Source organism: Streptomyces sp. H39-S7, from assembly GCF_027158205.1.
GTDB lineage: Bacteria > Actinomycetota > Actinomycetes > Streptomycetales > Streptomycetaceae > Actinacidiphila.
Map to the genome: position 1 here is coordinate 114036 of NZ_JAPVLU010000021.1, position 22005 is coordinate 136040.

General features: G+C 71.8%; 24 protein-coding genes. 19 read left to right on the forward strand and 5 right to left on the reverse strand.

From position 1 onward, the window contains the following. Nucleotides 1–29: 29 nt before the first annotated feature. Together O3X23_RS21595 and O3X23_RS21600 are read left to right on the forward strand one after the other, a co-directional pair. On the forward strand, nt 30–1292 hold the full coding sequence (locus O3X23_RS21595; RefSeq protein WP_269273109.1) for an AAA family ATPase: 1263 nt from the start codon (nt 30–32) through the stop codon (nt 1290–1292). Further along, nucleotides 1289–2533 carry a vWA domain-containing protein gene (locus tag O3X23_RS21600; RefSeq protein WP_269273110.1) on the forward strand — a complete coding sequence of 415 codons (1245 nt, stop codon included), beginning with the start codon at nt 1289–1291 and terminating at the stop codon, nt 2531–2533. Before O3X23_RS21595 ends, O3X23_RS21600 begins: the two co-directional genes overlap by 4 nt. 24 nt (nt 2534–2557) lie before the next feature. Here the strand turns inward: O3X23_RS21600 and O3X23_RS21605 are convergent, their stop codons facing one another. The 3 genes from O3X23_RS21605 to O3X23_RS21615 form a co-directional block, all read right to left on the reverse strand. Then, nucleotides 2558–3247 carry a ribonuclease H family protein gene (locus tag O3X23_RS21605; RefSeq protein ID WP_269273111.1) on the reverse strand — a complete coding sequence of 230 codons (690 nt, stop codon included), beginning with the start codon at nt 3245–3247 and terminating at the stop codon, nt 2558–2560. A gap of 78 nt (nt 3248–3325) precedes the next feature. After that, nucleotides 3326–5710, reverse strand: coding sequence for an FtsX-like permease family protein (locus O3X23_RS21610; protein WP_269273112.1), 2385 nt, complete (start codon nt 5708–5710; stop codon nt 3326–3328). Further along, entirely contained in the window at nt 5707–6405 is a 699-nt protein-coding gene (locus O3X23_RS21615) for an ABC transporter ATP-binding protein (RefSeq protein WP_269273113.1), read from the reverse strand. The genes O3X23_RS21610 and O3X23_RS21615 overlap by 4 nt, the downstream gene beginning before the upstream one ends. 241 nt (nt 6406–6646) lie before the next feature. Here O3X23_RS21615 and O3X23_RS21620 point away from each other — a divergent pair, with 241 nt between their 5' ends. The 9 genes from O3X23_RS21620 to O3X23_RS21660 all read left to right on the forward strand — a co-directional run bounded on the left by O3X23_RS21620 (nt 6647) and on the right by O3X23_RS21660 (nt 14590). Continuing rightward, entirely contained in the window at nt 6647–7975 is a 1329-nt protein-coding gene (locus O3X23_RS21620; RefSeq protein WP_269273114.1) for a sensor histidine kinase, read from the forward strand. Next, the gene (locus tag O3X23_RS21625) at nt 7972–8649 is read left to right on the forward strand and encodes a response regulator (RefSeq protein WP_269273115.1); all 678 of its coding nucleotides are present in this window, start codon (nt 7972–7974) and stop codon (nt 8647–8649) included. Before O3X23_RS21620 ends, O3X23_RS21625 begins: the two co-directional genes overlap by 4 nt. A 520-nt stretch (nt 8650–9169) precedes the next feature. Continuing rightward, nucleotides 9170–10165, forward strand: a complete 996-nt coding sequence (locus O3X23_RS21630; protein ID WP_269273116.1) for a serine/threonine-protein kinase — start codon at nt 9170–9172, stop codon at nt 10163–10165. Next, nucleotides 10152–10607 carry a hypothetical protein gene (locus O3X23_RS21635; protein ID WP_269273117.1) on the forward strand — a complete coding sequence of 152 codons (456 nt, stop codon included), beginning with the start codon at nt 10152–10154 and terminating at the stop codon, nt 10605–10607. The genes O3X23_RS21630 and O3X23_RS21635 overlap by 14 nt, the downstream gene beginning before the upstream one ends. Nucleotides 10608–10641: 34 nt before the next feature. Continuing rightward, entirely contained in the window at nt 10642–11376 is a 735-nt protein-coding gene (locus O3X23_RS21640) for a hypothetical protein (RefSeq protein WP_269273118.1), read from the forward strand. Then, nucleotides 11366–12157, forward strand: a complete 792-nt coding sequence (locus O3X23_RS21645; protein ID WP_269273119.1) for a vWA domain-containing protein — start codon at nt 11366–11368, stop codon at nt 12155–12157. Before O3X23_RS21640 ends, O3X23_RS21645 begins: the two co-directional genes overlap by 11 nt. Before the next feature lie 57 nt (nt 12158–12214). Continuing rightward, entirely contained in the window at nt 12215–13024 is an 810-nt protein-coding gene (locus O3X23_RS21650) for a PP2C family serine/threonine-protein phosphatase (RefSeq protein ID WP_269273120.1), read from the forward strand. Next, a complete protein-coding gene (locus O3X23_RS21655) occupies nt 13021–14172 on the forward strand; it encodes a hypothetical protein (RefSeq protein ID WP_269273121.1) in 1152 nt (383 codons plus the stop codon). Before O3X23_RS21650 ends, O3X23_RS21655 begins: the two co-directional genes overlap by 4 nt. A gap of 88 nt (nt 14173–14260) precedes the next feature. Beyond that, a complete protein-coding gene (locus tag O3X23_RS21660; protein WP_269273122.1) occupies nt 14261–14590 on the forward strand; it encodes a thioredoxin family protein in 330 nt (109 codons plus the stop codon). A gap of 62 nt (nt 14591–14652) precedes the next feature. Here the strand turns inward: O3X23_RS21660 and O3X23_RS21665 are convergent, their stop codons facing one another. Further along, nucleotides 14653–15753 carry a hypothetical protein gene (locus O3X23_RS21665; RefSeq protein WP_269273123.1) on the reverse strand — a complete coding sequence of 367 codons (1101 nt, stop codon included), beginning with the start codon at nt 15751–15753 and terminating at the stop codon, nt 14653–14655. A 326-nt stretch (nt 15754–16079) separates the two neighbouring features. Between O3X23_RS21665 and O3X23_RS21670 the strand changes: the two genes are divergently transcribed. From O3X23_RS21670 to O3X23_RS21705, 8 genes are all read left to right on the forward strand, one after another. Next, on the forward strand, nt 16080–16424 hold the full coding sequence (locus O3X23_RS21670) for a luciferase domain-containing protein (RefSeq protein WP_443047925.1): 345 nt from the start codon (nt 16080–16082) through the stop codon (nt 16422–16424). Between the two features lie 164 nt (nt 16425–16588). Further along, complete coding sequence (locus tag O3X23_RS21675) at nt 16589–16999, forward strand: rodlin (RefSeq protein WP_269273125.1); 411 nt, start codon at nt 16589–16591, stop codon at nt 16997–16999. A 224-nt stretch (nt 17000–17223) separates the two neighbouring features. Further along, nucleotides 17224–17664: an SPW repeat protein gene (locus O3X23_RS21680; RefSeq protein WP_269273126.1), complete on the forward strand. Its 441-nt coding sequence runs from the start codon at nt 17224–17226 to the stop codon at nt 17662–17664. Between the two features lie 132 nt (nt 17665–17796). Then, a complete protein-coding gene (locus tag O3X23_RS21685; RefSeq protein ID WP_269273127.1) occupies nt 17797–18312 on the forward strand; it encodes a hypothetical protein in 516 nt (171 codons plus the stop codon). 97 nt (nt 18313–18409) lie between these two features. Beyond that, a complete protein-coding gene (locus O3X23_RS21690) occupies nt 18410–19015 on the forward strand; it encodes a TIGR03086 family metal-binding protein (protein ID WP_269273128.1) in 606 nt (201 codons plus the stop codon). 109 nt (nt 19016–19124) lie between these two features. Then, complete coding sequence (locus tag O3X23_RS21695; protein ID WP_269273129.1) at nt 19125–19700, forward strand: TetR/AcrR family transcriptional regulator; 576 nt, start codon at nt 19125–19127, stop codon at nt 19698–19700. 4 nt (nt 19701–19704) lie between these two features. After that, entirely contained in the window at nt 19705–20253 is a 549-nt protein-coding gene (locus tag O3X23_RS21700; protein WP_269273130.1) for a hypothetical protein, read from the forward strand. Between the two features lie 81 nt (nt 20254–20334). Continuing rightward, on the forward strand, nt 20335–21582 hold the full coding sequence (locus O3X23_RS21705) for an MFS transporter (RefSeq protein ID WP_269273131.1): 1248 nt from the start codon (nt 20335–20337) through the stop codon (nt 21580–21582). Nucleotides 21583–21668: 86 nt separating this feature from the next. Here O3X23_RS21705 and trxA read toward each other — a convergent pair whose 3' ends face one another. Continuing rightward, nucleotides 21669–22004, reverse strand: a complete 336-nt coding sequence (gene trxA, locus O3X23_RS21710) for a thioredoxin (protein WP_269273132.1) — start codon at nt 22002–22004, stop codon at nt 21669–21671. Between the last annotated feature and the right edge of the window lies 1 nt (nt 22005).

Sequence of the window (22005 nt, forward strand, 5' to 3'; positions counted from 1 at the left end):
ACCCGCCACGAACCCATAGGTGATCAAACATGTCCTCATGCACGCTGCCCGCCGCCACCGACACCCCTGCCGAACCCGTCCACGACTCCCAACTCAACGTCGCCGGGGCGCTGCTGACCCTGCTGCGCGACGCGGACACCGAACCGCGTCCCGACACCCAACTGGAGGCCCTGACGCTGGCCGTCGCCGCGGACCTGCCCGTCCTGCTGTGGGGTGGGCCCGGGATCGGCAAGACCGCGGCCCTCACGCAGCTCGCCGCGGCTCTGGACCTGCCGCTGACCACGGTGATCGCCAGTGTGCACGAGCCATCCGACTTCTCGGGCCTGCCGATCATCGGCGACGATCCCGCGGAGCAGGGGGTGCCGATGGCCCCGCCGGAGTGGGCAGTGCGGCTGGTGCGCGCCGGCCGGGGGCTGCTGTTCCTGGACGAACTGTCCACCGCGCCCCCGGCCGTTCAGGCCGCCCTGCTGCGCCTCGTGCTCGAACGGCGGATCGGCTCCCTGCAACTCCCGCCCGGGGTCCGGATCGTGGCCGCCGCCAATCCGCGTTCCTCGGCCGCCGACGGCTGGGAGCTGAGCCCGCCGCTGGCCAACCGCTTCGTCCACCTGCAGTGGACACACGACCACGACGTCGTGGTCCGCGGCCTCGCCGGGACCTGGCCCCGCGCCACCCTGCCGCCGCTCGACGCGGACAAGCTGCCGGAGGCCGTGAACTTCGCCCGTCGCGCGGTGTGCGGGCTGCTCTCCGCCCGGCCCGCTCTCGTGCACCGGCTGCCCACCAGCGAGACCCGTCGCGGCGGTGCTTGGCCGTCGCCCCGCAGCTGGGAGATGACGCTGTGCCTCATCGCCTTCGCGACCGCGGCCGGCTCCTCCCGGGAGGTGCTCTCCCTGCTGGTCAGGGGCACCGTGGGGGACGGTCCCGGGCTGGAGCTGCTGGCGAGCCTGGACCGGATGGACCTGCCGGACCCCGAAACGCTGCTCGCCGACCCGGCGAGCGCGGTGCTGCCCGAGCGGGGCGATCTGCGCCAGGCCGTGCTCGACGGTGTGGTGGACGCCGTCCGCAAGCGCCTGGAGAAGTCCCGCTGGGACGCGGCGTGGGCGGTCCTCGCACGGGCGGTGGAGACCGGAGCGCCGGACCTGGTGGTCGTGCCCGCGACCACCCTGGCCAGTCTGCGCCGTGCGGACTGGGACGTTCCGCCGTCGATCGAAGGGCTCGCCGGCGCGGTGACCCTGTCCCGGCGGGCGAACGAGGCCGCGGCCCGGGCGTCGGTCACCACGAAGGCGGGCCGATGATCCCGGACGCACCAGGGGCTCTGGACCTCGACAAGCTCTTCGCGGCCCGACTGCAGGCCGCCCGGGCGCGGCCCTACCTGGCGACCGCCCTGTTCGCCCTGCACGCCGTCGCATCGCGCCGGGTGCCGACCATGGGTGTCGACCGGTACTGGCGGTGCTACGTCTCGCCCGGATTCGTGGACCGGACGCCGGTGGAGGAGCTGGCCGGGGTTTGGGTGCACGAGGTGTCGCACCTGCTGCGCGACCACCACGGGCGCGGCGACCGGGTCGCGCGGGAGCAGGGGCTGACCGGCCCGGCGGAACGGCTGCGGATGAACATCGCCGCGGACTGCGAGATCAACGACGACATCTACGGCGACGGACTGGTCCGGCCCGAGTGCGCGGTCGACCCGGTGTCCTTGGGGCTGCCCGTGGGACAGCTCATGGAGGACTACCTGCGCCGGTTCAGCCTCGCGCCACTCACCCTGGACGCGGCCTGGCTGGACTGCGGCAGTGGCGCCGACGGCCTGGACCGGGAGTGGGACCTGGGACCGGACGGCGCTCACGGCCTCAGCGAGCAGGAACGCGACGCGGTCCGGTTCCGGGTGGCGGAGGGCATCACCGGCCGGCCGGGAAGCGCCCCGGCGGGGTGGAAGCGGTGGGCGGAGGAGGCCTTCCACCCGCCGCAGCCGTGGCGGGAGCTGCTGGGAGCGGCGGTCCGCTCGGCGGCCTCCGGTTCCGGTGCGGGCGAGGACTACAGCTACGGCCGGCCGTCACGGCGCTCGGCCGCGGTGCCCGGCGCCATTCTGCCGAGCCTGCGGCGCCGGCCGCCGCGGGTCTCCGTGGTCATCGACACGTCCGGGTCGGTCAGTGACGCCGAACTGGGCAGCGCGCTCCTGGAGGTCGCCGCGATCTCCCACGCCGTGGGCGGCCGGCGCGACCTGATCACCGTGGTGCCCTGCGACGCGGCGGCCCGCATCGTGCACCCGCTGTGCCAGGGCGAGGGAATCCCGCTGCTGGGCGGCGGCGGCACGGACCTGCGCACCGGCTTCACCAAGGCGCTGCGGGCGCAGTACCGCCCGGACGTCATCGTGGTCCTCACCGACGGCCAGACGCCCTGGCCGAGCGCCCGGCCGCCGTGCCGGACCGTGGTGGGCCTGTTCCCCCGGGGCCGAACGGCCTCGTGGGACGAGAACGATCCCGACTACGTGCCGGACTCACCGCCCGACTGGGCGCGCGTGGTGACCATCGGGCCCGCCTGACGTGCGGGTGGGGTCCCGCCACGCTCAGCTTCTGCCGGCCACCTCCGCGCACGCGGCGTGACCCCAGCCGCCCGCGACCTTGGCGATCAACTCGCCCTTGGCGTAGGAGCCGGAGCAGTGGCACCTGCCGGGGAACTTCGCCTGGATCGTGCCGGACGTCCCCTTGCCGGTCCGCGGCTTCGCCGCCCCCGCCTTGCGGGCGGGACGTGCGCCCTCCGCGGACCGGGAGGCATCCGGCACGGGCAGCTCCGCGCCCGTCCCGCTGCTCGCCTCCTGGCTGACCGCGGCGTCACTCGCGGCCTTGTCGGCGATCGCGTTGAGCGGGTCCCCGTTCACCTGGTGCGCGGGGACGTACACGAACTCGACGTCGCGCCCGGTCAGCAGGGCATCGATCCGCTGGATGATCTCCCGGTTCGCCACCGGCTTCCCGGCGGCGGTCTTCCAGCCGTTCTTCTTCCACGCGACCAGCCACTTGGTGGCCGCGTCGCGGGTGTAGGTGGAGTCCAGCCGGACCTCCAGGGGCACCGCCGGGTCCGTCGCGGTCAGGAGCTGCTCCAGTGCCGTCAGCTCACCGACGTTGTTCGTCGAGTGTCCCAGCGGCCCCGCCTGCCAGCGCTGCGGCCGCCCCTCGGCGTCCGCGACCACGAAGGCCCACGCCGCCGGGCCCGGGTTGCCCTTGGCGGCTCCGTCACATGCTGCGATAACGCGTTCCATGCCCTGATGATGTCAGGTGCCGGACCGCCCGCGGACCCCGTGTTCCGCGGACGGCCGTCCCTCCCCCTCCGACCGCGGCTACTCGGTGCGCAGCGCGGTCGCGGTGCGGGTGCCGGCGGCCCATCCGGCGGGCAGCAGCGCGCCCGCGGTCGCGATGACCAGCCCGCCCAGCAGCAGCGGGAGCAGTACCGGGAGGTGATAGACCGCGAGGTCCTGTGCCGGGAAGCGCGTACCGGCGGCGTCACCCATCACCGGCAGCACGTAGCCGTGCAGCGCGATGCCGACCGGGACGCCGACCAGACCGGCGACCAGTCCGATCCCGGCGACCGAGGTGAGGACCATCGTGATCGTCTGCCGCGGTGACATGCCCAGCGCCTTGAACACCCCGAAGTCGTGGACGCGTTCGCGGGTGTCGAGCACGACGGTGTTCAGCACGCCCAGCCCCGCCACCGAGACAAGCATCAAGGTGAGCAGCGCGGCCAGCGTGTCCATGGCGACCACCGTGCTGCTCGTCTCGCTGGTGTTGCCCTCGGCGGTGATGCCGAGCGGCTCCAGGGCGGTGTTGAGCGCGGCCAGATAGCTCTGCGGGTCCGTTCCCGGCGTGAGGTCGATGCTGAACCGGACCGACTCCGGTTCGACGACGGTGGCGAGACCGGTCAGGGACGCGGCGTCGGTGAGGATGGTCATGCCTTCGTCCCGCAGGTCGAGGGCCTCGCCGACGATCCGCACCGGGGCGGTGCGGCCCTCGTTGGTCAGGGTGATGGTGTCCCCGATGTGAGTCCCGGTGGCGTTGAGGAAGCCGGACGGGACGACCGCCTGGCCGCGCCCGGTGAACCAGGATCCCGAGATCATCCGGTAGGAGCCCCAGGACGAGGCGCCCCGGTACGCGATCACGTTCGTCCGTCCGGCGAGCCCCGCGACGCCGGCCCGGGTCTCACCGGTGCTGAAGTACCGTCGCGTCCCCGGTTGCGAGCTGATCTTCGCGGCGATCGCGGCGGAGTCGACCGGGGTCGGAGGCCGCCGCGGCGCCTCGCCCGTTCCAACGTCGGCGGGCGGCCCGCCGATGGCCCGGACCAGAACGGCGCCGGCCGTCCGGCGGTTCAGGCCGCTCTCGATCCCGTTGAGCGACAGGGCGAGGCCGACACCGAAGGTGACCCCGACCGTACCGAAGATCACGGCGGCGGCCATGGTGCCGGAGCGCCCGGGGCGGGCGAAGGGGTTGGCCAGGCCGAGGCTCACCGGGCGCGGCAGCGGCAGCCGGCCGAGCAACTGCCGGACGAAGCGCCCCCGCCCGGCCCTCGGAGCCCGGCCGACGGCGAGCGCCTCGACCGTACGCAGCCGCCCGGCGCGCAGGGCCGGTGCCAGCGCGGTGGCGACGACCGCGGCGAGTGCGGCGGCGGGAACGGCGACGTCGATCCACGGGGCGACCGTCGTGGTCCCGGTGCCGTAGGCGCTGCCCTCGATCCCCATGACCGGGATCGCCAGCAGATTGCCGAGGACGACGCCCAGCCCCGCGCCGACCGTCGCGGGGATGAGTGCCTGGCCGACGTAGGCGCGCACGACCTGCCCCGGAGTGAAACCCAGCGATTTCAGGATGCCGATGCGCCGGGTGGCGGCGCCGACCGCGCCGCTGACCACGATGCCGATGATCAGGACCGACATGAGGAGCCCGAGCACACCGAAGGCGACCACGAACGGCACGAACGTCGCCGCCGTCCGGTCCGCGGCCAGCTTGATCGTCAGATACGACACCACTCCGGTCATCGACCCCTGTGGCACCGCGGCGGCGACCGCGGCACGATCGGCGCCGATCTGGGCATCCGTCGCGGCCTTCGCGAAGCGGTAGAGCATCTGGTACTCGGGCCGGGCGCCGAGCGCGGTCAGTTGCGCCAGCTGGGCCGGCGTCACCCACGCCTCGGCGCTGTCGCCCACCGAGGTGGCCAGGCCGACGACGGTCAGCGTCGGACCGCCAGGCAGATCCGGGAAGGTCATCCGCGCGCCCACCCCGAACGGCGAGTCCAGGCTGCGCAGTACGATCTCCCCGGGGCCGGTGGCCCACCTGCCGTCGACCACGTCGAGGTCGTCGACCGGCCCGCCGGCGTTCGCCCGGCCGACGAACGTGAGCTGCGGCATGCGACCGTGCGAAACCGTTCCGGAGTCCTCCGCACTGAGCTGCGGGCTCAGACGGAGAACGGGATACGGGCCGGCGGCAGCCGTCACCCCGGGGATGTGCGCGGTGGCGGCGACCTGCGCGGCGGTGATCTTCGCCGCGTCGAACCCCGCGGTCAGGTGCGCGCCGTTCTGGCGCGCGAAAGCGTGGTCGAACGGCGCCGACGACGCGACGAGGAGCCCGCCGGCCAGCACCGACGCGGTGACCGCCATCATCGTGGTCAGCGTCATCACCAAGGTCTGGACCCGGCGCCGGCCGACTCCGGCGCGCACCACCTTCCCCAGCGCGCTCATCGCACGGCCCCCGCGCCGCTGGTCCGGTCGAGGGCGACATGCCCGTCGACGAGGTGGATCGTCCGGCCCGCGCACGATTCGGCGAGGTCCAGGTCGTGGGTGACCAGCACGATGGTCTGTCCGCCCCGGTGCAGATCGATCAGCAACTCGCGGACGTCGCGCCCGGAGGCCATGTCCAGGGCGCCCGTCGGTTCGTCGGCGAGCAGCAGCGCGGGTCGGTTGATCAGTGCCCGGGCGACCGCGACGCGCTGGCGCTCACCCCCGGACAGCCGGCCCGGGTAGGCCCGCGCGTGCTTCTCGATGCCGAGCGTCTCCAGCAGTTCGTGCGCGCGCCGCGCCGCCTTGCCCCGGGCTGTTCCCGCCAGTTGGGCGGGCAGCACGACGTTGTCCAGGACGGTGAGGTCGTCCAGGAGGTTGAAGAACTGGAACACCATGCCGATCCGCTCGCGGCGGAACCGCGCCAGGCCGCCCTCCCCGAGGTTGTCGATCCGCGTGCCGCCGACGGCCACGATGCCCTCCGTCGGCTTGTCCAGCCCGGCCACCAGGTTCAGCAGCGTGGACTTGCCGCTGCCCGACGGCCCGGTGACGGCGACCGCCTCGCCCTCCTCCACGGTCAGCGTCAGGGGGCCCAGCGCGGGCCCGTCCGCGTTGTCGTAGCGCTTGACGGCGCCACGCAGTTCGATCACGTTCACCATGGGGATCCCGGTCCTTCCGGTCGCAGCGGCCGCGTCCTCGGAGGGGCTCCCCCGGGCGGCCCGCCGGCAGCACCGAAGCTAGGTGCGGCCGCCGCGGCGGCGCGTCGGCCGCCGCACCGACATCCGGTCGCCCGCGAGGAGGACCCGGCCGCGGCGTCATCCTCGCGAAGTACTCCGCACGGCGGGAGCTCTGATCGCTGAGACCGATGTGCGCCGGACGGGCGGCGCCGACAATGTGCTCGTGGACACGGATGAACGACAGGGATGGCGCCGGCAGGTGCGTGACGCGCTGCGCCCGGACGGCCAGGCTCCCCGCTGGTCGAGACGGGCCGTCGTCACCGATGCCGTGCTCGCGCTGGCCCTCACCGTGATCGTGCTGATCGCGGTGTCCAGGCTGCACTTCGACGCGAGCTGGCCGGTCGGGCCCCGGACGCCCTTCGACCCCTGCCCCGCGATCGTCGAACCCCTGCCGCCCGACTGGCCGCTCCCGCCCGGCGCGCCCCCGCCGGGGGCCTCGTTCCAGCCGGCGGTCCACGCCTATGTCCTCGCGGCGCTGACCACGCTGCCGCTGGCGGCGCGCCGGCGCTTTCCGCTGGCCGTCTTCTGGGTGGTGATGTGCGCGACGCTGGCCGGTCCGGACTACGCGACGAGGTTCACCCCGCTGGTGTGCTTCGTCGCCGCCTGCAGCGCCCTCTTCCACAGCCGCAACCTGACCTCCACGACGGGCAGTTTCGCCCTCGCGGCCGTACTCGCCGCCACCGTCGACTGGAACACCGACCCGGAACTGCCGTTCTGGTCGGGCCGGCTGTTCGTCCTGCTGGTCGTCGCACTGATCGCCAGCGTGATCCGCTACTGGCAACTGCGGCTCAAGGAGACCCAGCTGCGATTCACCGAACTGCAAGTGGCCCAGGAGAGGGCGATGCGCGAGGCCATCGACGAGGAACGCTCCCGGATCGCCCGTGAACTGCACGATGTGGTGACCCACAACGTCAGCGTGATGGTGATCCAGGCCGGGGCGGCCCGCAAGGTCATGGACACCGCGCCCGAGCAGTCGAAGGAGGCCCTGCTCGCGGTCGAGGCGAGCGGCCGGGCCGCGATGAGCGAGCTGCGCCACGTCATGGGCCTCATCGCGGCCTCGGGGACAGGCCCTTCCGACAGCGCCGAGGACGCGCTCGAACCGCAGCCGGGACTCGACCAGTTGCACGATCTCGTGGAACGCGTCCACGCCGCCGGGCTGCCGGTGACCGTCACCCTGTCGCCCCCGCCGGAGCCGCTGCCCCCCGGCGTCGACCTGACCGCCTACCGTGTCGTCCAGGAAGCACTGACCAACACCATGAAGCACGCCGCGGGCTCGACGGCGTCCGTCACCATAGGACATGACGAGGGCTGGCTGGAGATCGAGGTCACCGACACCGGCGGGGCGTGGGGAACGTACGCGCAGAGCGGCGACGGCCGCGGGTTGATCGGTCTGCGCGAGCGGCTGGCCGTCTATGGCGGAACCCTCGCGGCAGGGCACAGAATCGGCGGCGGATACAAGATCGAGGCCCGAGTCCCGTGGAGAGCCCTATGAGCCGGCAGTCCCTGCGCGCCGTGATCGCCGACGACCAGGCACTGGTGCGCACCGGGTTCCGGATGATCCTCGCCGCCGACGGCATCGACGTGGTGGCCGAGGCCGCCAACGGTGCCGAGGCCGTGGCAGCTGTCCGGCGCACCCGTCCCGACGTCGTGCTGATGGACATCCGGATGCCGCAGATGGACGGCCTCGAAGCCACTCGGCAGATCCTGGGCGACGGTGCGGCCGGGACCCGCATCCTCATCCTGACCACGTACGACCTCGACCACTACGTCTACGCCGCGCTCACCGCGGGCGCCAGCGGCTTCCTGCTCAAGGACGTGTCCCCCGAACACCTGGTCGCCTCGGTCCGCCTGGTGCAGTCCGGCGACGCGCTGCTCGCACCGACGATCACCCGCCGGCTGATCGAGCGCTTCGCCCACCGTGACGAGGTCCAGTCCGCGGTGCACCGCGACCTGTCGGGCCTCACACCCCGCGAACTCGAAGTGCTGCGCCTGCTCGCCACCGGCCTGAGCAATGCGGAACTCGCCGACCGGCTGACCCTCAGCGCGACGACGGTCAAGACCCACGTCGCGCGCATCCTGTCCAAACTCGGTCTGCGCGACCGGGTGCAGGCCGTCGTGCTCGCCTACGAGACCGGCCTGATCTCCCCCGGCGCGGCCGCTTCGTGACACACCCCGGGAGCGGACCGAAGTCCGCTCCCGGGCGAAACGAATGCCATCACCCGCTGCGACCTGGGGTGTTGACGGTTCGATCTTCGAACCCCGCTAATCCATCGCCGAAAGGCCCTCCTCGTTCCCGAGGATCGGTGTCAATTCGCGATATCCAGTGGACGGCCCATTCCTCGGCGCTCCATTCCTCTTCCGGCTGCGGGGAGCATTCGCGCCGTGTCAGCCCCCTCCCGCAATGATCCCGATGGGACCCACGCGAACACCGGGTCGGCTGGGGCGGCTGCGCACCCGGAGCACGGATCACGTGTTCGACAAAAGAAGGTTGTCACCACGTTCGAGCGCCGCAGTTGTTTCGAACAAGCCGAGATCCTGAGAATATCCGACTGTTCCCATAACGTCCGGATGAGTTTTGCGGGACACTCTGAGCAACCACGACGGCGGGGCGCGGACCGCCTGTGGCGAGCCAGGGACGGAAGCCGTGACAGGGGGCGGAGTGCGGACTCCGATAAGTGATCCGTTAATGGTGGGCCCTTACCGCATTGTCGGTCGGCTCGCCTCGGGCGGCATGGGGTGGGTGTACCTCGGCAGGTCGGCGAGCGGCCGGGCGCTGGCCGTGAAAGTGGTGCGCCCCGAGTTCGCTGCCGACGCCGAATTCCGCCTCCGCTTCGCACGGGAGGTCGACGCGGCGCGTGCGGTCAGCGGCGCCTTCACCGCGGCCGTCGTCGACGCCGACACCCGGGGCGATCCGCCCTGGCTGGCCACGATGTACGTCCCCGGCCCCACGCTCGCGGAGGCGGTGCGGGCGGACGGCCCACTGCCCGAAGCGGCGGTCCGGCTGATGGCCGCCGGGCTCGTCGAGGCGCTGCAGGCGATCCACCGCGTGGGCGTCGTGCACCGCGACCTCAAGCCCGCCAACGTCCTGCTGGCCGCGGACGGTCCGCGGGTCATCGACTTCGGTATCTCGCTGTTCGGGGCCGCCGCGAACACGATCACCCAGGTGGGGACGGTGATGGGCACTCCGCCGTTCATGTCGCCCGAGCAGTTCAGGGGCGAGGTCGCGCAGCAGCCCAGCGATGTCTTCTCCCTCGGAGCGGTGCTCGCCTTCGCCGCGACCGGGGTCGCGCCGTTCGGCTCGGGCGTCGGCGTGATGTACCGGATCATCCACGAGCGGCCCGCCCTGGACGGCGTCCCGGACGGGCTGCGCCCCCTGCTGGAACGCTGCCTCGCCAAGCGCCCGCAGGACCGGCCGGATCTCGCCACGTTGCTGGAGGAGGTTCTGCCACCCGAACCCGAGCCGCTGACACCCGATCCCGAACCGACCGCCGTCACCTCGTGGCCGCCGCCCGCCGTCGCCGAGGGCATCCGGGTGCGCACCGACGACCTCGACGCCCGCAACAACAGCCGGGGATCGGTGATGTCCGTACCGTCCTGCCTGCTGCTGCACGCACAGACCCTGCTCGATGCCGGACTGACCGACCGCATGGTGGCGGAGGCGGTGGGCCGTGGCGGACTCTGAGGCCGCGCCCGCCGGCGAGATGGAACTCGGAGCCGGCTGGCGGCCGCTGGTACGTGCCTGGGCGGAGCGCAGCCACTACCGGTCGTCCGAGGACGACGCCGCGATCTCGTTGGAGTTCGACCTGGCGGGATCCGACCACCCGGTGACCGTGCGGTTCATGGCGACGCGGGATCTGCTGGTGGCGTTCATGACGGACGGGCACATCCTCAAACCCGACCAACTGGCGCTGGCCGCCGCCGCGTCCAACGCCTGGAACACCGAACAGCTGACCCCCATGCTCTCGGTCTGGGACGTACGCGGTCCGGGCCCGTGCCTCGCCGGCGTCTGCACCCTCCCGCTCACCTGCCGGATGACCCACCAGCAGTTCGGTCTGCTGGCCGCGAAGTGGGCCGAGCACGCCCGGCAGATGTTCACCCGGTGCCACCGCGTCTTCGAACTGTAGAGATCCGCGAGAAGAAGGAGTTGGGGAGCCTCTCGTGCCATCCGACACGGCGCAGCGCGGTCGTCCGATCGCCATGATCCTCACAGCGGTGCTGCTGCTCGGCCTCCCGGCCGCCCTGCCGGCGGCAGCGGCACCCGCCGACCCGCCGCCGACCTGCGCGACGGCCGACCCGAAGGCGCACTGCCCGGCCACGACGCCGACCTGCGTGACGCCGTCCGCAGGCGAGATCAGACCCAGGACGACGGCTCCCGCGGAGAAGTTGCCCGGCGGCAAGCCGACCACCGGCAAACCGGCCACCCGTTCCACCGACGCCTGTCCCGAGGAGAAGACGTCCGGCGGTGACGACACCAGTTGGGCGCTCTTCGGCTCCATCGCCGCGCTCCTGCTGGTGCTCCTCGTCCTGCTCGCGGTGGCCGTCCGCCGTTCGGGCACCGGTCGCCACTCCGCCCACGCCCGGACCCACCGGAACGACGCCGACCCGATGGCGTCCCGCACGCCCACCGCGCCCGCACACCTCCCGGGAGCACGCCGGACACCGCGGCCGGGGAACCTGCGCCCCGCCACGGTCGCCACCGACCTGCACCCGCAGGGCTACGTCGAGATCGACGGGTGCCTCTTCCGCGCGGTGTGGTCCGAGCCCGCGGAACCCCCACCGGGCGCGGGCGATCCCGTCGAGGTCGGCCGCCCCGATCCGCAGGACGAGACCCACGACCAGCACGTCCTTCTCGCCTTCCCGGCCGACCTCCGACGGAGAGACCATGCGCGATAACACCCACCCCATGACCGTGCGCGTGAACCAGCAGGCCAGCACCCTGCCGTACCAGTACGCCGACATCGAGATCGAGAACAACGCGCAGCGAATGCCACTCGTGCTGTGCCTGGACACCTCGCACTCGATGCTCGGCGCGCCCATCGCGTCCCTCAACGAGGCCCTGCGCGAGTGGACCCGGGAACTGCACGACGACGTCAGCCTCAGCTACAGCGTCGAGGTCGCCGTCCTCACCTTCGGCGACGCCGGGGTGAGCGCCTGGCAGGGCCCCAACCTGCTGCCTTACAACAGCCCGGTCAGCCCGTTCGTCCCCGCCCACCTGTTCCAGCCGCCGCAACTGCGCGCGGCCGGGGTCACGTTGATGGCCGAGGCGCTGGAGCTGTCGATGCAGATCGTCGCCGCCCGCAAGGCGGAACTGCGCCGGCTCGGCCTGCAGTTCTACCGACCGCAGATCTGCCTGGTCACCGACGGCCTGCCGACGGACACGACCGGGCACCCCACTGATGCCTGGCGGCGCGTCGTCCCGGTGCTCACCGAGGAGCAGCGCGCGCGGCGGTTCCGCCTCTACGCGATCGGCGTCGGCGGCATCACCGACCGGGGCGAGGAGGTCCTGCGGGCCTTCGCCCCGACGTTCAACGCCCGCCTGCAGGGATTCCCGTTCCGCGAACTGCTGCAGATGATGTCGGCCAGTGCCAACGCCGAGCAGCGGGGTGCGGGGGACGAGGTCTTCGAGAAGATCTTCAGCCAGTTCAAGACCCAGCGGCCCGCCTGGGAATCCTGATCCGGATCAGACCGACAGGACCCGACAGAACCGACGACGGGCACCGGGAGACGACACATGGACGATGACAGCGGCGGCGGCCCCGGCGCGCAGTGGCGGGTCCGCGGCGTCAGCGTCGAGGGCTACCGCCACCGGCGGACCGGAACTCCGTGCCAGGACGCCTGGCTGTACGCGGTCTCCGGACCGCCGGAGGATTCGGTGACGGTACTGGCGGTCGCCGACGGAGCGGGCAGCCGCGCACGCTCCGACGAGGGCTCGGCGCTCGCGGTCCAACTGGCCGTCGAGTGCTTCACCCGGCGCTCCGCCGATCTGCCGCCGACCGCCTCGGGTGTGCGCGCGGCGCTGCGCGAGGCGTTCCTGGACGTCCGCGAGGAGTTCCTGCGGCGCACCGGGGACGAGTCGAACGACTTCGCCACCACGCTCACCGTCGCCGTGCTCGCCCCGCGATGGATCGGCTACCTCAGCGTCGGCGACGGCTTCGTCGTACTGCGGGCCGGGACGGTGGACGGTGTGCGGCAGTTCCACCTGCTGCCCCAGCCGGCCGCGGCCAGCGAGTACAGCAACGAGACCGTGTTCCTCACCTCGGCGGAAGCGGAGCGGTCGGTCCGTACCGCCTGCGTGCGCGACCCCGAGGTCGACGGTGTGCTGCTGTCGACGGACGGCCTCGCCCAGATCGCCCTGACCTGGGTGGACGGGCAGCCGCAGCAGCCCCGGGCGTCCTTCGTCGCGGCGATGCTGCGGACGCTGGACTCCCCGTCCGAGGACCCCGACGAGGACGATGACGCGCTGGCCGTACTCCTGCGGTCGGACAAACTGACCGCGGTCAACGCCGACGACAAGACGCTGCTGAGGGCGGTGCGCCCATGACCGGGCACAGGATCCTGCTGAACGACGTGCCGGTGGAACTGTCCGAGCAGCCGCTGAAGAGCGGTGGCGAGGCCGCCGTGTACACCGTCGTCGGCAACGACGGCATCGTCGTCAAGCTCTACCGGGACGCCCCCGGACCCGAGCAGGAACGGCGACTGGCCCGGATGCTGACGATGACCCCGTTGGGCGGCCGGCCCACCGACCGCGCCCAGCCGCCGGAGCTGGCCTGGCCGACGGCACCCGCGCGCAGCCCCGGCGGGGAGTTCGTCGGCTACGCCATGAACCGGTTCGGTGAGCCCGAACACATCCGTCTGGTCGGCCTGTTCACCCGCGCTCAGCGGCTGCGGCTCTTTCCCGAACGGGTCGACTGGCGCTTCCTGCTGGGCGTCAGCTGGAACCTGGCCTTCATGACCGCCCGCATGCACCACGAGGGCCTGGTCGTCGGGGACTTCTCCAGCAACAACGTCGTGGTGGACGCGAACGGCTTTGTCACGTTCCTGGACTGCGACTCCATCGCCTTCACCGACCCCGGCTCGAAGGAGTACTTCCCCTGCCTGATGCAGACGGCCGACTACTGCGCCCCGGAGCGGCAGAAGGGCGGGCCGGCCACCACGGCCAGCGACGACTTCGCACTCGCGGTGCTCGTGTACCAGTTGCTGACGGTCGGGAACCATCCCTTCGGCGGGGTGCCGCACGACAGCGACTCGCAGTCGACGGTCAAGGACAACATCGCCGCCAGCTGCTCCTACGTGGTCCAGCCGGATCGGATCATCGTCCCGCGCGGTGTCATCGACCCCGCCGTGCTGCCCCCGGCGCTGCTGGCGCTGGCCCGCGCCGCCTTCGGCCCGGGTGTGGCGAACCCGCAGGCCCGCCCCTCCGCCGAGGACTGGCTGCGGGCGCTGGACCAGGAACGCGGCCGCGTCCGGACCTGCCCCGCCCGGCCCCGGCACACCTACAGCTCACATCTGCCCTTCTGTCCCTGGTGCGAGCGCGCCGGCCGCACCGGCCAGGACGACTTCAACGTCGTCCTGCCACCGCCTCCCCCGCTGCCCGAGGTTCCGGAGAAGACGCACGCCCTGCGCAGCTCCATCATCGTCGTGGCGCTGCTCATCGTCCTGCTGGTCGTGCTGCAGGCAGTCGTCCGGTGACGTCGTGATGTGATGTGGCACGGCAGTGGGCCCGCGGGAGCGGGGCCGGACGGTCGCTGCCGTGTTGATCGCGATGCAGGGAGAGCCGATGGCAAGCCGGGTCCACCAACCGATGGAAGACGGGGAGTTCGACTTCATCCTCGCAAAGGCCGACGGGCCGGTGCTGGCGTACTTCTGGGGGATCTGGTCCGAACCGTGCAAGGAGCTGGACCCCGTCGTGCGCGAGATCGCCGCCGCTTACGGGGACCGCGTCACCACCGTGAGGACCGACATCACCCGCTGCCCCGCGGCCACCAAGCGCTACGGCGTGACCGGCGCGCCCACCTTCCTCCTGCTCGTGCGGGGAGAGGTGACGGCGACCGCGGACGGAGCGTTGGAACGCGAGGAAGTCGAGGCGTTCCTGGACGCACACCTCTGAGCGCCGAGGGCGTCCCGTCCGCCCGGCACGCGCAGCGCGACCGGGCGGACGGGGAGGTCGGACTACTGCTGGCGACGGCGCCGGGCCGCCACCACGAAGACACCGCCGGCGACGAGGCTGACCGCCGCGGCGATCTCGAGGCCCAGTTCGTTGCCGCCCAGACCCGTCTCGGCGAGCCCACCGGTGGTGTTCCCGGTGCTGCCGCCGTGCGTGCCACCGGTGCTGCCACCGGTCGTTCCTCCGGTCGTGCCACCAGTCGTCCCACCGTGCGTCCCGCCGGTCGTTCCACCGTGCGTGCCACCGGTCGTACCGCCCGTGGACGTGCTGCCACCGGTCGTTCCACCCGTGCTGGTGGTCCCGCCCGTGGACGTGGTTCCGCCGGTGGTTCCGCCATGGGTACCGCCGGTCGTACCACCCGTGGACGTCGTGCCGCCGGTGGTTCCGCCATGGGTTCCGCCGGTCGTACCGCCGTGCGTCCCACCGGTGGTGCCGCCGTGAGTACCACCGGTCGTCCCACCGGTGGTGCCGCCATGAGTACCGCCGGTCGTCCCACCGTGCGTCCCACCGGTGGTGCCGCCATGGGTTCCGCCGGTCGTCCCACCGTGCGTCCCACCGGTGGTGCCGCCATGAGTACCGCCGGTCGTCCCACCGTGCGTCCCGCCAGTGGTGCCGCCGTTGGACGTGCTGCCACCGGTCGTTCCGCCGTAGCCCCCGCCGGACGACCCGCCCGTGTCGCTACCGCCGGTGGACGAGGAACCGCCGTGCGTACCGCCGGTGGTGCCACCGTGGGAGCCACCCGTGGATCCGCCGTGGGACCCGCCGGACCCGCCCGTGGTGCTGCCGTAGCCGCCGGTCGTCGAGCCGGCGGTGCTGTGGCCGCCGGTGGTGCTGCCGTAGCCTCCCTGGCCGTGCCCGGCCTGGTGGCTGTCACCGGCGTGCCCCGCCGAACCGCACGGGCCGCGGCCGCAGTCCTTCCAGATGCTCCAGTCGCTCCACTGCCTCCAGTCGGTCCAGTCGGTGTCGCCGTGGCCGAGGTGGGGGCGTGTGCTGCTGTGCCCGGGGGAACCGGAGTCGGTGACCAGGGGCACGGCGATGGCCATGGTGGGGGCCATCGCCGCTGCGGCAGTGAGACCCAGGAGGAGGGCACTTCGAATCTTCTGCATGCCAGACCTTTACTGTCGTGCGGTACGGGCTTCGGCGTGGGACGGCTCATTGATACGAGCCGTCGAGCGGGCAACGTTCCACCGGCACACACACTCGGACCGCCCAAGGAACAAGGCGCACCCGCATGCAGGCACATTTCACCCATACAGGTCAGCGTTCATGACATTCGACGAACTCGCGGACGCCTCCCGCCGACACGTCCGAGGGGGCACTCCCGCCCCGGAACGCCCGGGCGGCCGGATGCTGCTCCCTACCTCTGTGCAGGGCGCGGAATCTGCGACAGGCTGGTCCCATGAACTCTGCCAGACATGCCAGGGAACGGCTGATGAGCTGGCCTGGTCTCACCGGTGGCCGGGCCAGTTGCGGCAGCGAGTACTGCGTGCGCACAGGTGTCCAGGAGATAGTCCATTTCCACAGCGACCAGGAAGCGGACGTGCACCTGTCCCGCACCATGGTCGCCAAACTGCTGCCGGCCCTGAGCGAGTCCACCGCACTGCGAATGCGCGACGGCTCGGGCTGGGTGACCGTGCGGCTCGACTGCGGCACCGACATCGATCTGCTGATCACCCTGGTCAGCGCCGCGCTCCAGGCCGGCCCGGCCGTCGCGGAGGAAGAGATCTCGGGACTCGCCGCCGACCTCTGCACGCATCAACGTCAATACGCTGCCTGACCTCTCCGCCGAAACCCCCCGAGGCCCCCGCGACGCGAACTCCACGTCACGGGGGCCGATTTTGTCTGCCTCCATACGGGTGAAGCCCCATAACCAAATCTGCGCCAGAGAGTTGATCAGACCGACCCGGTACCAGGTCAATTTCGCACAAAAAGGATTTTGTCATGATGAAGAAGTTCCTCGCCACGGCGGCCGTCGCAGTGTCCGTCATCGGCGTCTCCGGCGCGGTGGCCGCGCCGGCGATGGCGATCGGCGACTCGGGCGGCGCCAGCACCACGAACGGCAACGGGTCCGAGCAGTCGTACGGCAACACCTACACGAGCGGCTACATGAGCCCCTCGTTCGGCCTTGTCCAGGGCTCGCTCAACAAGCCCTGCATCGGCCTCCCGGCGAAGGCGAACGTCGGTTCGCTCATCGGCCTCATCCCGATCTCGGTCCAGGACATCAACGTCCTGTCCTCGCCGCAGAACCAGCAGTGCACCGAGAACTCCTCGCAGATCAAGGGCGACGAGCCGCTGTCGCACATCCTGGACCAGATCCCGGTCCTCTCCGGCAACGGCGCGGGCAACCACTGACCCGCAACACCGCTCGAACGTTCTGGCCGCCGGTGACCACCGGCGGCCAGTGCCGTTCTCCGGCCCACGCCGCCCCGCACCGCCGCTGGATTTCATGCCCGATAGAAACCATTTCGTGACAAAAAAGCTTATTCTACCCATACAGCCTATTGAGGAGCACAATGGACTCGCGGTAGATACCGCGAGTGCGGTCCGACTTGCACGAGCCGAAGGAGGCGAGTCGTATGGCCGACGTGTCACACCGCTCAGGGGATATCGGAGCGCATCCGGATGTATCGGAGATGCGTGACCGCTATGCCCGCGTTCTCGGAGGCCGGGGAATCGTAGGAGTCGACGGACTGCTGCTCCTGGCCGGACTGTACGCGGCCATCTCGCCCTGGACGGTGCACTTCGCGCCCACGTTCCCGCAGCTGGCACAGAACAACCTGATCATGGGCATCGCGGTCGCCGTGGTGGCGCTGGTCCTGAACATGGCCCCGGAGCGCATGCAGGGTCTGAGCATGGCCTGCGCGGTGATCGGCGCCTGGCTGATCGTCTCCCCCTGGGTGGTCGTCCGTCACCCCGACACCGGCGCGATGTGGAACAACATCATCACCGGTGCCGTCATCTGCCTGCTCGGCCTCGCGGCGGCAGGAATGATGATGAGGAACAAGAGAGAGGCCTGACGCCGGACCACATCCGGCACAGGCAGGTACCGATGGTCGCCCCGGGGACCGGCGAAAGCCGAGGGGCGGCCATCCGCGCATTGCGGGCACCCGGACTTCGTGAGTTGATGCAATCAGGAGGTGCCGCCCGCCATGACCGCATCGAACCAGGACCACGCGTCGCAGAACCGCCCGTCGAAGGACCGCCCCCACGGACCGCACGAGATCCTCCAGCACGGGGCGGAATTCGACGCCGACGCCGCGAAGCGCCGGCACGACGACGTACAGGCGCACGAGACCCACACCGCCGCGACGGACGCCCTCATCGCGCGCAGCCGCGCCCTGCGGGCCACGCTGCAGGAGCTGCACCGGGTCCCCTCGGGCGCCCCGGACGGTCTGCTCGCGTTCCGCCAGGCGTTCCAGGAGCACTACGCGGCGAAGCAGGCGACCGTCCATCCACTCCTTGAGCGGCAGGACAAGGCCTCCGTGGCGGTGGTGCGCGACCGCGAGGACGGCGCCCAGCTCCTGCGGCGCCTGGACGACGTCATCGCCGGCAAGGTCGCCGTCGAGGGCATGACGCTCACCACGCAGCTCGTGCTCGGCGAGGTCGACCAGTACCTCCTGCACGAGGAGCGCGACCTCGTTCCGTGGATGCAGCGCAGTCTCTGACGCGTCGGCAGTGACCGATGAGTTCCGCGGCTGCACGCCGTCTACCCTTCGTCGCGACGTACGCGGACAGCCGGCACGCGCCGAAGGAGACACCCCCATGACAGCACGGACAGCACTGACAGCGATGCTCGACCTCGATCCCGCGGTCCGGCGGCTGGCGGACCTGCTGAGCGCCATCCCCGACGAACGGCTCACGGCGCCGACACCGTGTTCCCAGTACACCCTGGGCGACCTGCTCGACCACGTCGGCGGGCTCTCCCTCGCCTTCACCAACGCCGCCCGGAAGGTGGGCGAGAACCCTCCGGCACCCCCCGGCGACGCCTCCCGGCTGGACGCGGACTGGCGCACCCGCATCCCCGAGCAGCTCAGCGGCCTCGCCGAGGCCTGGCGCGACCCCGCCGCATGGGAGGGGATGACGGAGGTCGGCGGCGTCACGATGCCCGCGGGCATGATCGGCAGGGTGGCGCTCAACGAACTGACCGTGCACGGCTGGGACATCGCCCGCGCCACCGGTCAGCCGTTCACCGCCGACATCCGAACCCTGGAGGGCTGCCGCGATTTCGTGGAGCCCATGGCCGCGCCGGGCCAGGGCCCCGCCCGCCAGGGTGTGTTCGGCACGCCGGTCGACATTTCCCCCGACGCCCCGCTCCTCGACCGTGTCGTCGCCATGACGGGACGTGACCCGGCCTGGGTCGCCGCCTGAGCGGTGGCGTCAGCGGGCGGCTCGTACGGCGCCGGGACGTGTGAGCGGGATCGGGCATCGCCGCCGACCTTTTATTTACGGATCGACCCGTTTCGTTTATGGTGAGGCCATGAACCGAGGGCGTCCGCGGGACGGCAGAGTCGACGAAGCGATCAGCGACGCGGTACGCGACATCCTGGACGACGTCGGATACCAGCAGTTGAGCATCGACCGCGTCGCCGCCCGCGCGGGGGTCGGGAAGGCGGGCATCTACCGGCGGTGGCGGTCCAAGGCCGAGATGGTGTTCGTCGCCGTCGTGCACGGGACGGAGATCGCCGCGCCCCCCGACCTCGGCGGCCTGCGGGCCGATCTGACCGCTCTCGTCGAGCACATCGTCGTGCTGCTGTCCGCGCCGCACGCGCGCCAAGCGCTGCCGGGCCTCATCGCCGACATCGCCGCCGACCCCGGGTTGGCGACCCGCTTCGCCGCCACGTTCATCGATCGCCAACAGGACGTGCTGGCCCGGATCCTCGAACGGGCCGCCGCCCGGGGTGAGATCCGCAGCGGGTCGGATCCGGTGCTGGTGCACGCGCAACTGCTCGGCACGGTCTTCGTCCACCTCTTCATGCTCGGCGGCGCACCGCCGTCGGACCTGCCCCGGCGGCTGGCCGACGCGGTGGCCGCCGGGCTCGACACTCCGGAGTGACCCGATGGAACTCGACCGCGTGCTTCCCGCCCACGACTTCCGCTCCTGCTTCACCCGGCGCATCGCGGCGGATCCGCCCACCGTGTGGAAGGCGCTGTGCGAACTGTCCAGCGCGGAACTCCCGCTCTCGCGCCGGCTGATGCTGCTGCGGTCAGGAGGCCGGAGCCGGCTCGACGGCCCACTGCTCGACAGCTTCCCGACGCCCACCCTCGTCACCGTGGAGGGAGAGGAGATAGTCAAGGGTAAAGTCGCCAAGTTCTGGCGGCTGCGGCCCCGGCCCGCACCGATCGAGCCGGGCGATGCCGCCGCCTTCACCGGGTTCTCGGAACCGGGCTGGGCCAAGGCGGCCATGAGCCTGCGGGTGGCACCCGACGGCGATGCCACCATCGTCTCCTTCGAGACCCGGGTGCAGTGCACCGACGCCCGCTCGCGACGCGTCTTCCGCGCCTACTGGCTGCTCATCCGGCTGGGCGGGGCCGCGTTCATCCGCGTCGAGGTGCTCGGCGCCCTGGTGCGGCGGGCCGAGCGCGCCGCCGCCGGAACCCCCGGCTGATCCACGTCGCTCCGGTTGCACGCCCACGGTGAGGTCGAAATCCCGCCGGATCGCGGCGGACGGCGAGGGTTGTATGGGCGCATGGGCTTCCGCGCGAACACCACCGAACCGGGCCCAGCGCCCGTGGCCGCACCGCTTCCCGCTCCGGACCGCGGCATCTCACCGGGCCGATCGCCGCTGGTGAACCGGCTCGCCGTCCTGTCCGTCACGATGGGGATCTTCTCCATCGTGACCACCGAGATTCTGCCGATCGGCCTGCTGACGCCCATCGGTTCCGGTTTCCGGGTCTCCGAGGGCGTCGCGGGGCTGATGATGACGATGCCGGGCATCGTCGCCGCCATCGCGGCACCGGTGGTCACCGTGACGACCGGACGGTTGGACCGGCGGCTGATGCTGAGTGTCCTGATGGGGCTGCTGGCCTTCGCCGACTTCCTCGCCGCGGCCGCGCCCGCCTTCTGGGTCATGCTGCTCTCCCGGGTGCTGGTCGGCATCACCATCGGCGGGTTCTGGTCGATCGGGGCCGGCCTCGCCCCGCGGCTGGTCCCGCCCGGGTCCGCCTCCCGGGCGACAGCGGTCATCTTCTCCGCGGTCCCGCTGGGATCCGTGCTGGGTGTTCCGGCCGGGGCGCTCATCGGCGAACTGGCGGGCTGGCGGGCGTCGTTCCTCGTGATGGGTGTACTGAGCGTGGGCGTGCTGATCGCCCTGCGCACCCTGCTGCCGCCGCTTCCCGCGGTGCAGGTGACCCGGCTGAGCGCACTGCGCGGCATGCTGCGCGAACGGAACGTCCGGGTCGGGCTGCTCGCCACCTTCCTCGTGGTCATCGCGCACTTCGCCGCGTACACCTACGTCGAACCGTTCCTCCAGCAGGTCACCCAGGTGAAGGTGAGCCTGATCAGCACGTTCCTGCTCGTCTACGGCGCGGCGGGTGTCATCGGCAACTTCGTCGCGGGGTGGGCGATCACGCGGGGCCTGCGGGCCACCTGGATCGGGTGCACCTCCCTGCTCGCCGCCGCGACGCTGCTGCTCCCCGTCCTCGGTGGCGGCCGGCTCACGGCGCTGGGGCTGCTCGTCGTCTGGGGGCTCGCGTACGGTGCGGTCCCGGTCTGTTCGAGTACCTGGTTCGCACGGTCGGCCCCGAACGCGCCGGAGGCGGCGACCGTCCTGTTCACCGCCTCGTTCCAGGCGACCCTGTCCGCCGGCGCACTCGTCGGCGGCGTGATCGTCGACCGCACCTCCACCGCGACCGTCATGACGCTGAGCGGGTCGGTGGCGGTGCTCATGGTCGCGATGCTGTGGGGCACGGGCGGGATGGTCCGGCCGGCACGTTGACCGGCGCCGGCAAGCAGCTGGTGTCCCCGGGCCGTCGTGCACGGCCGGGGGACACCGGCGTCCGAGCGGAAGGTACCGACCGCCGGTCAGCTCAGAACGTCGTCGAGCTCCTGCAGCAGCCGCCGCTTCGGGCGCGCCCCGACCATCGACTTCACCGGCTGCCCGCCCTCGAAGACCATGAGCGTGGGCATCGACAGCACCCCGTACGCCGCCTGCGTCTCCGGGTTGGTGTCCACGTCCAGCAGCACCACCTTGAGGCGGCCCGCCTGCTCCTCGGCCACCGCTTCCAGCACCGGGGCGAGCATCCGGCACGGCCCGCACCAGTCAGCGGTGAACTCCACGAGCACCGGCCCCTCGGCCCGCAGCACCTCCTCGGCGAACGTCGCGTCCGTCACCGTGGCCAATCCCGTCGCCTGCGCCATC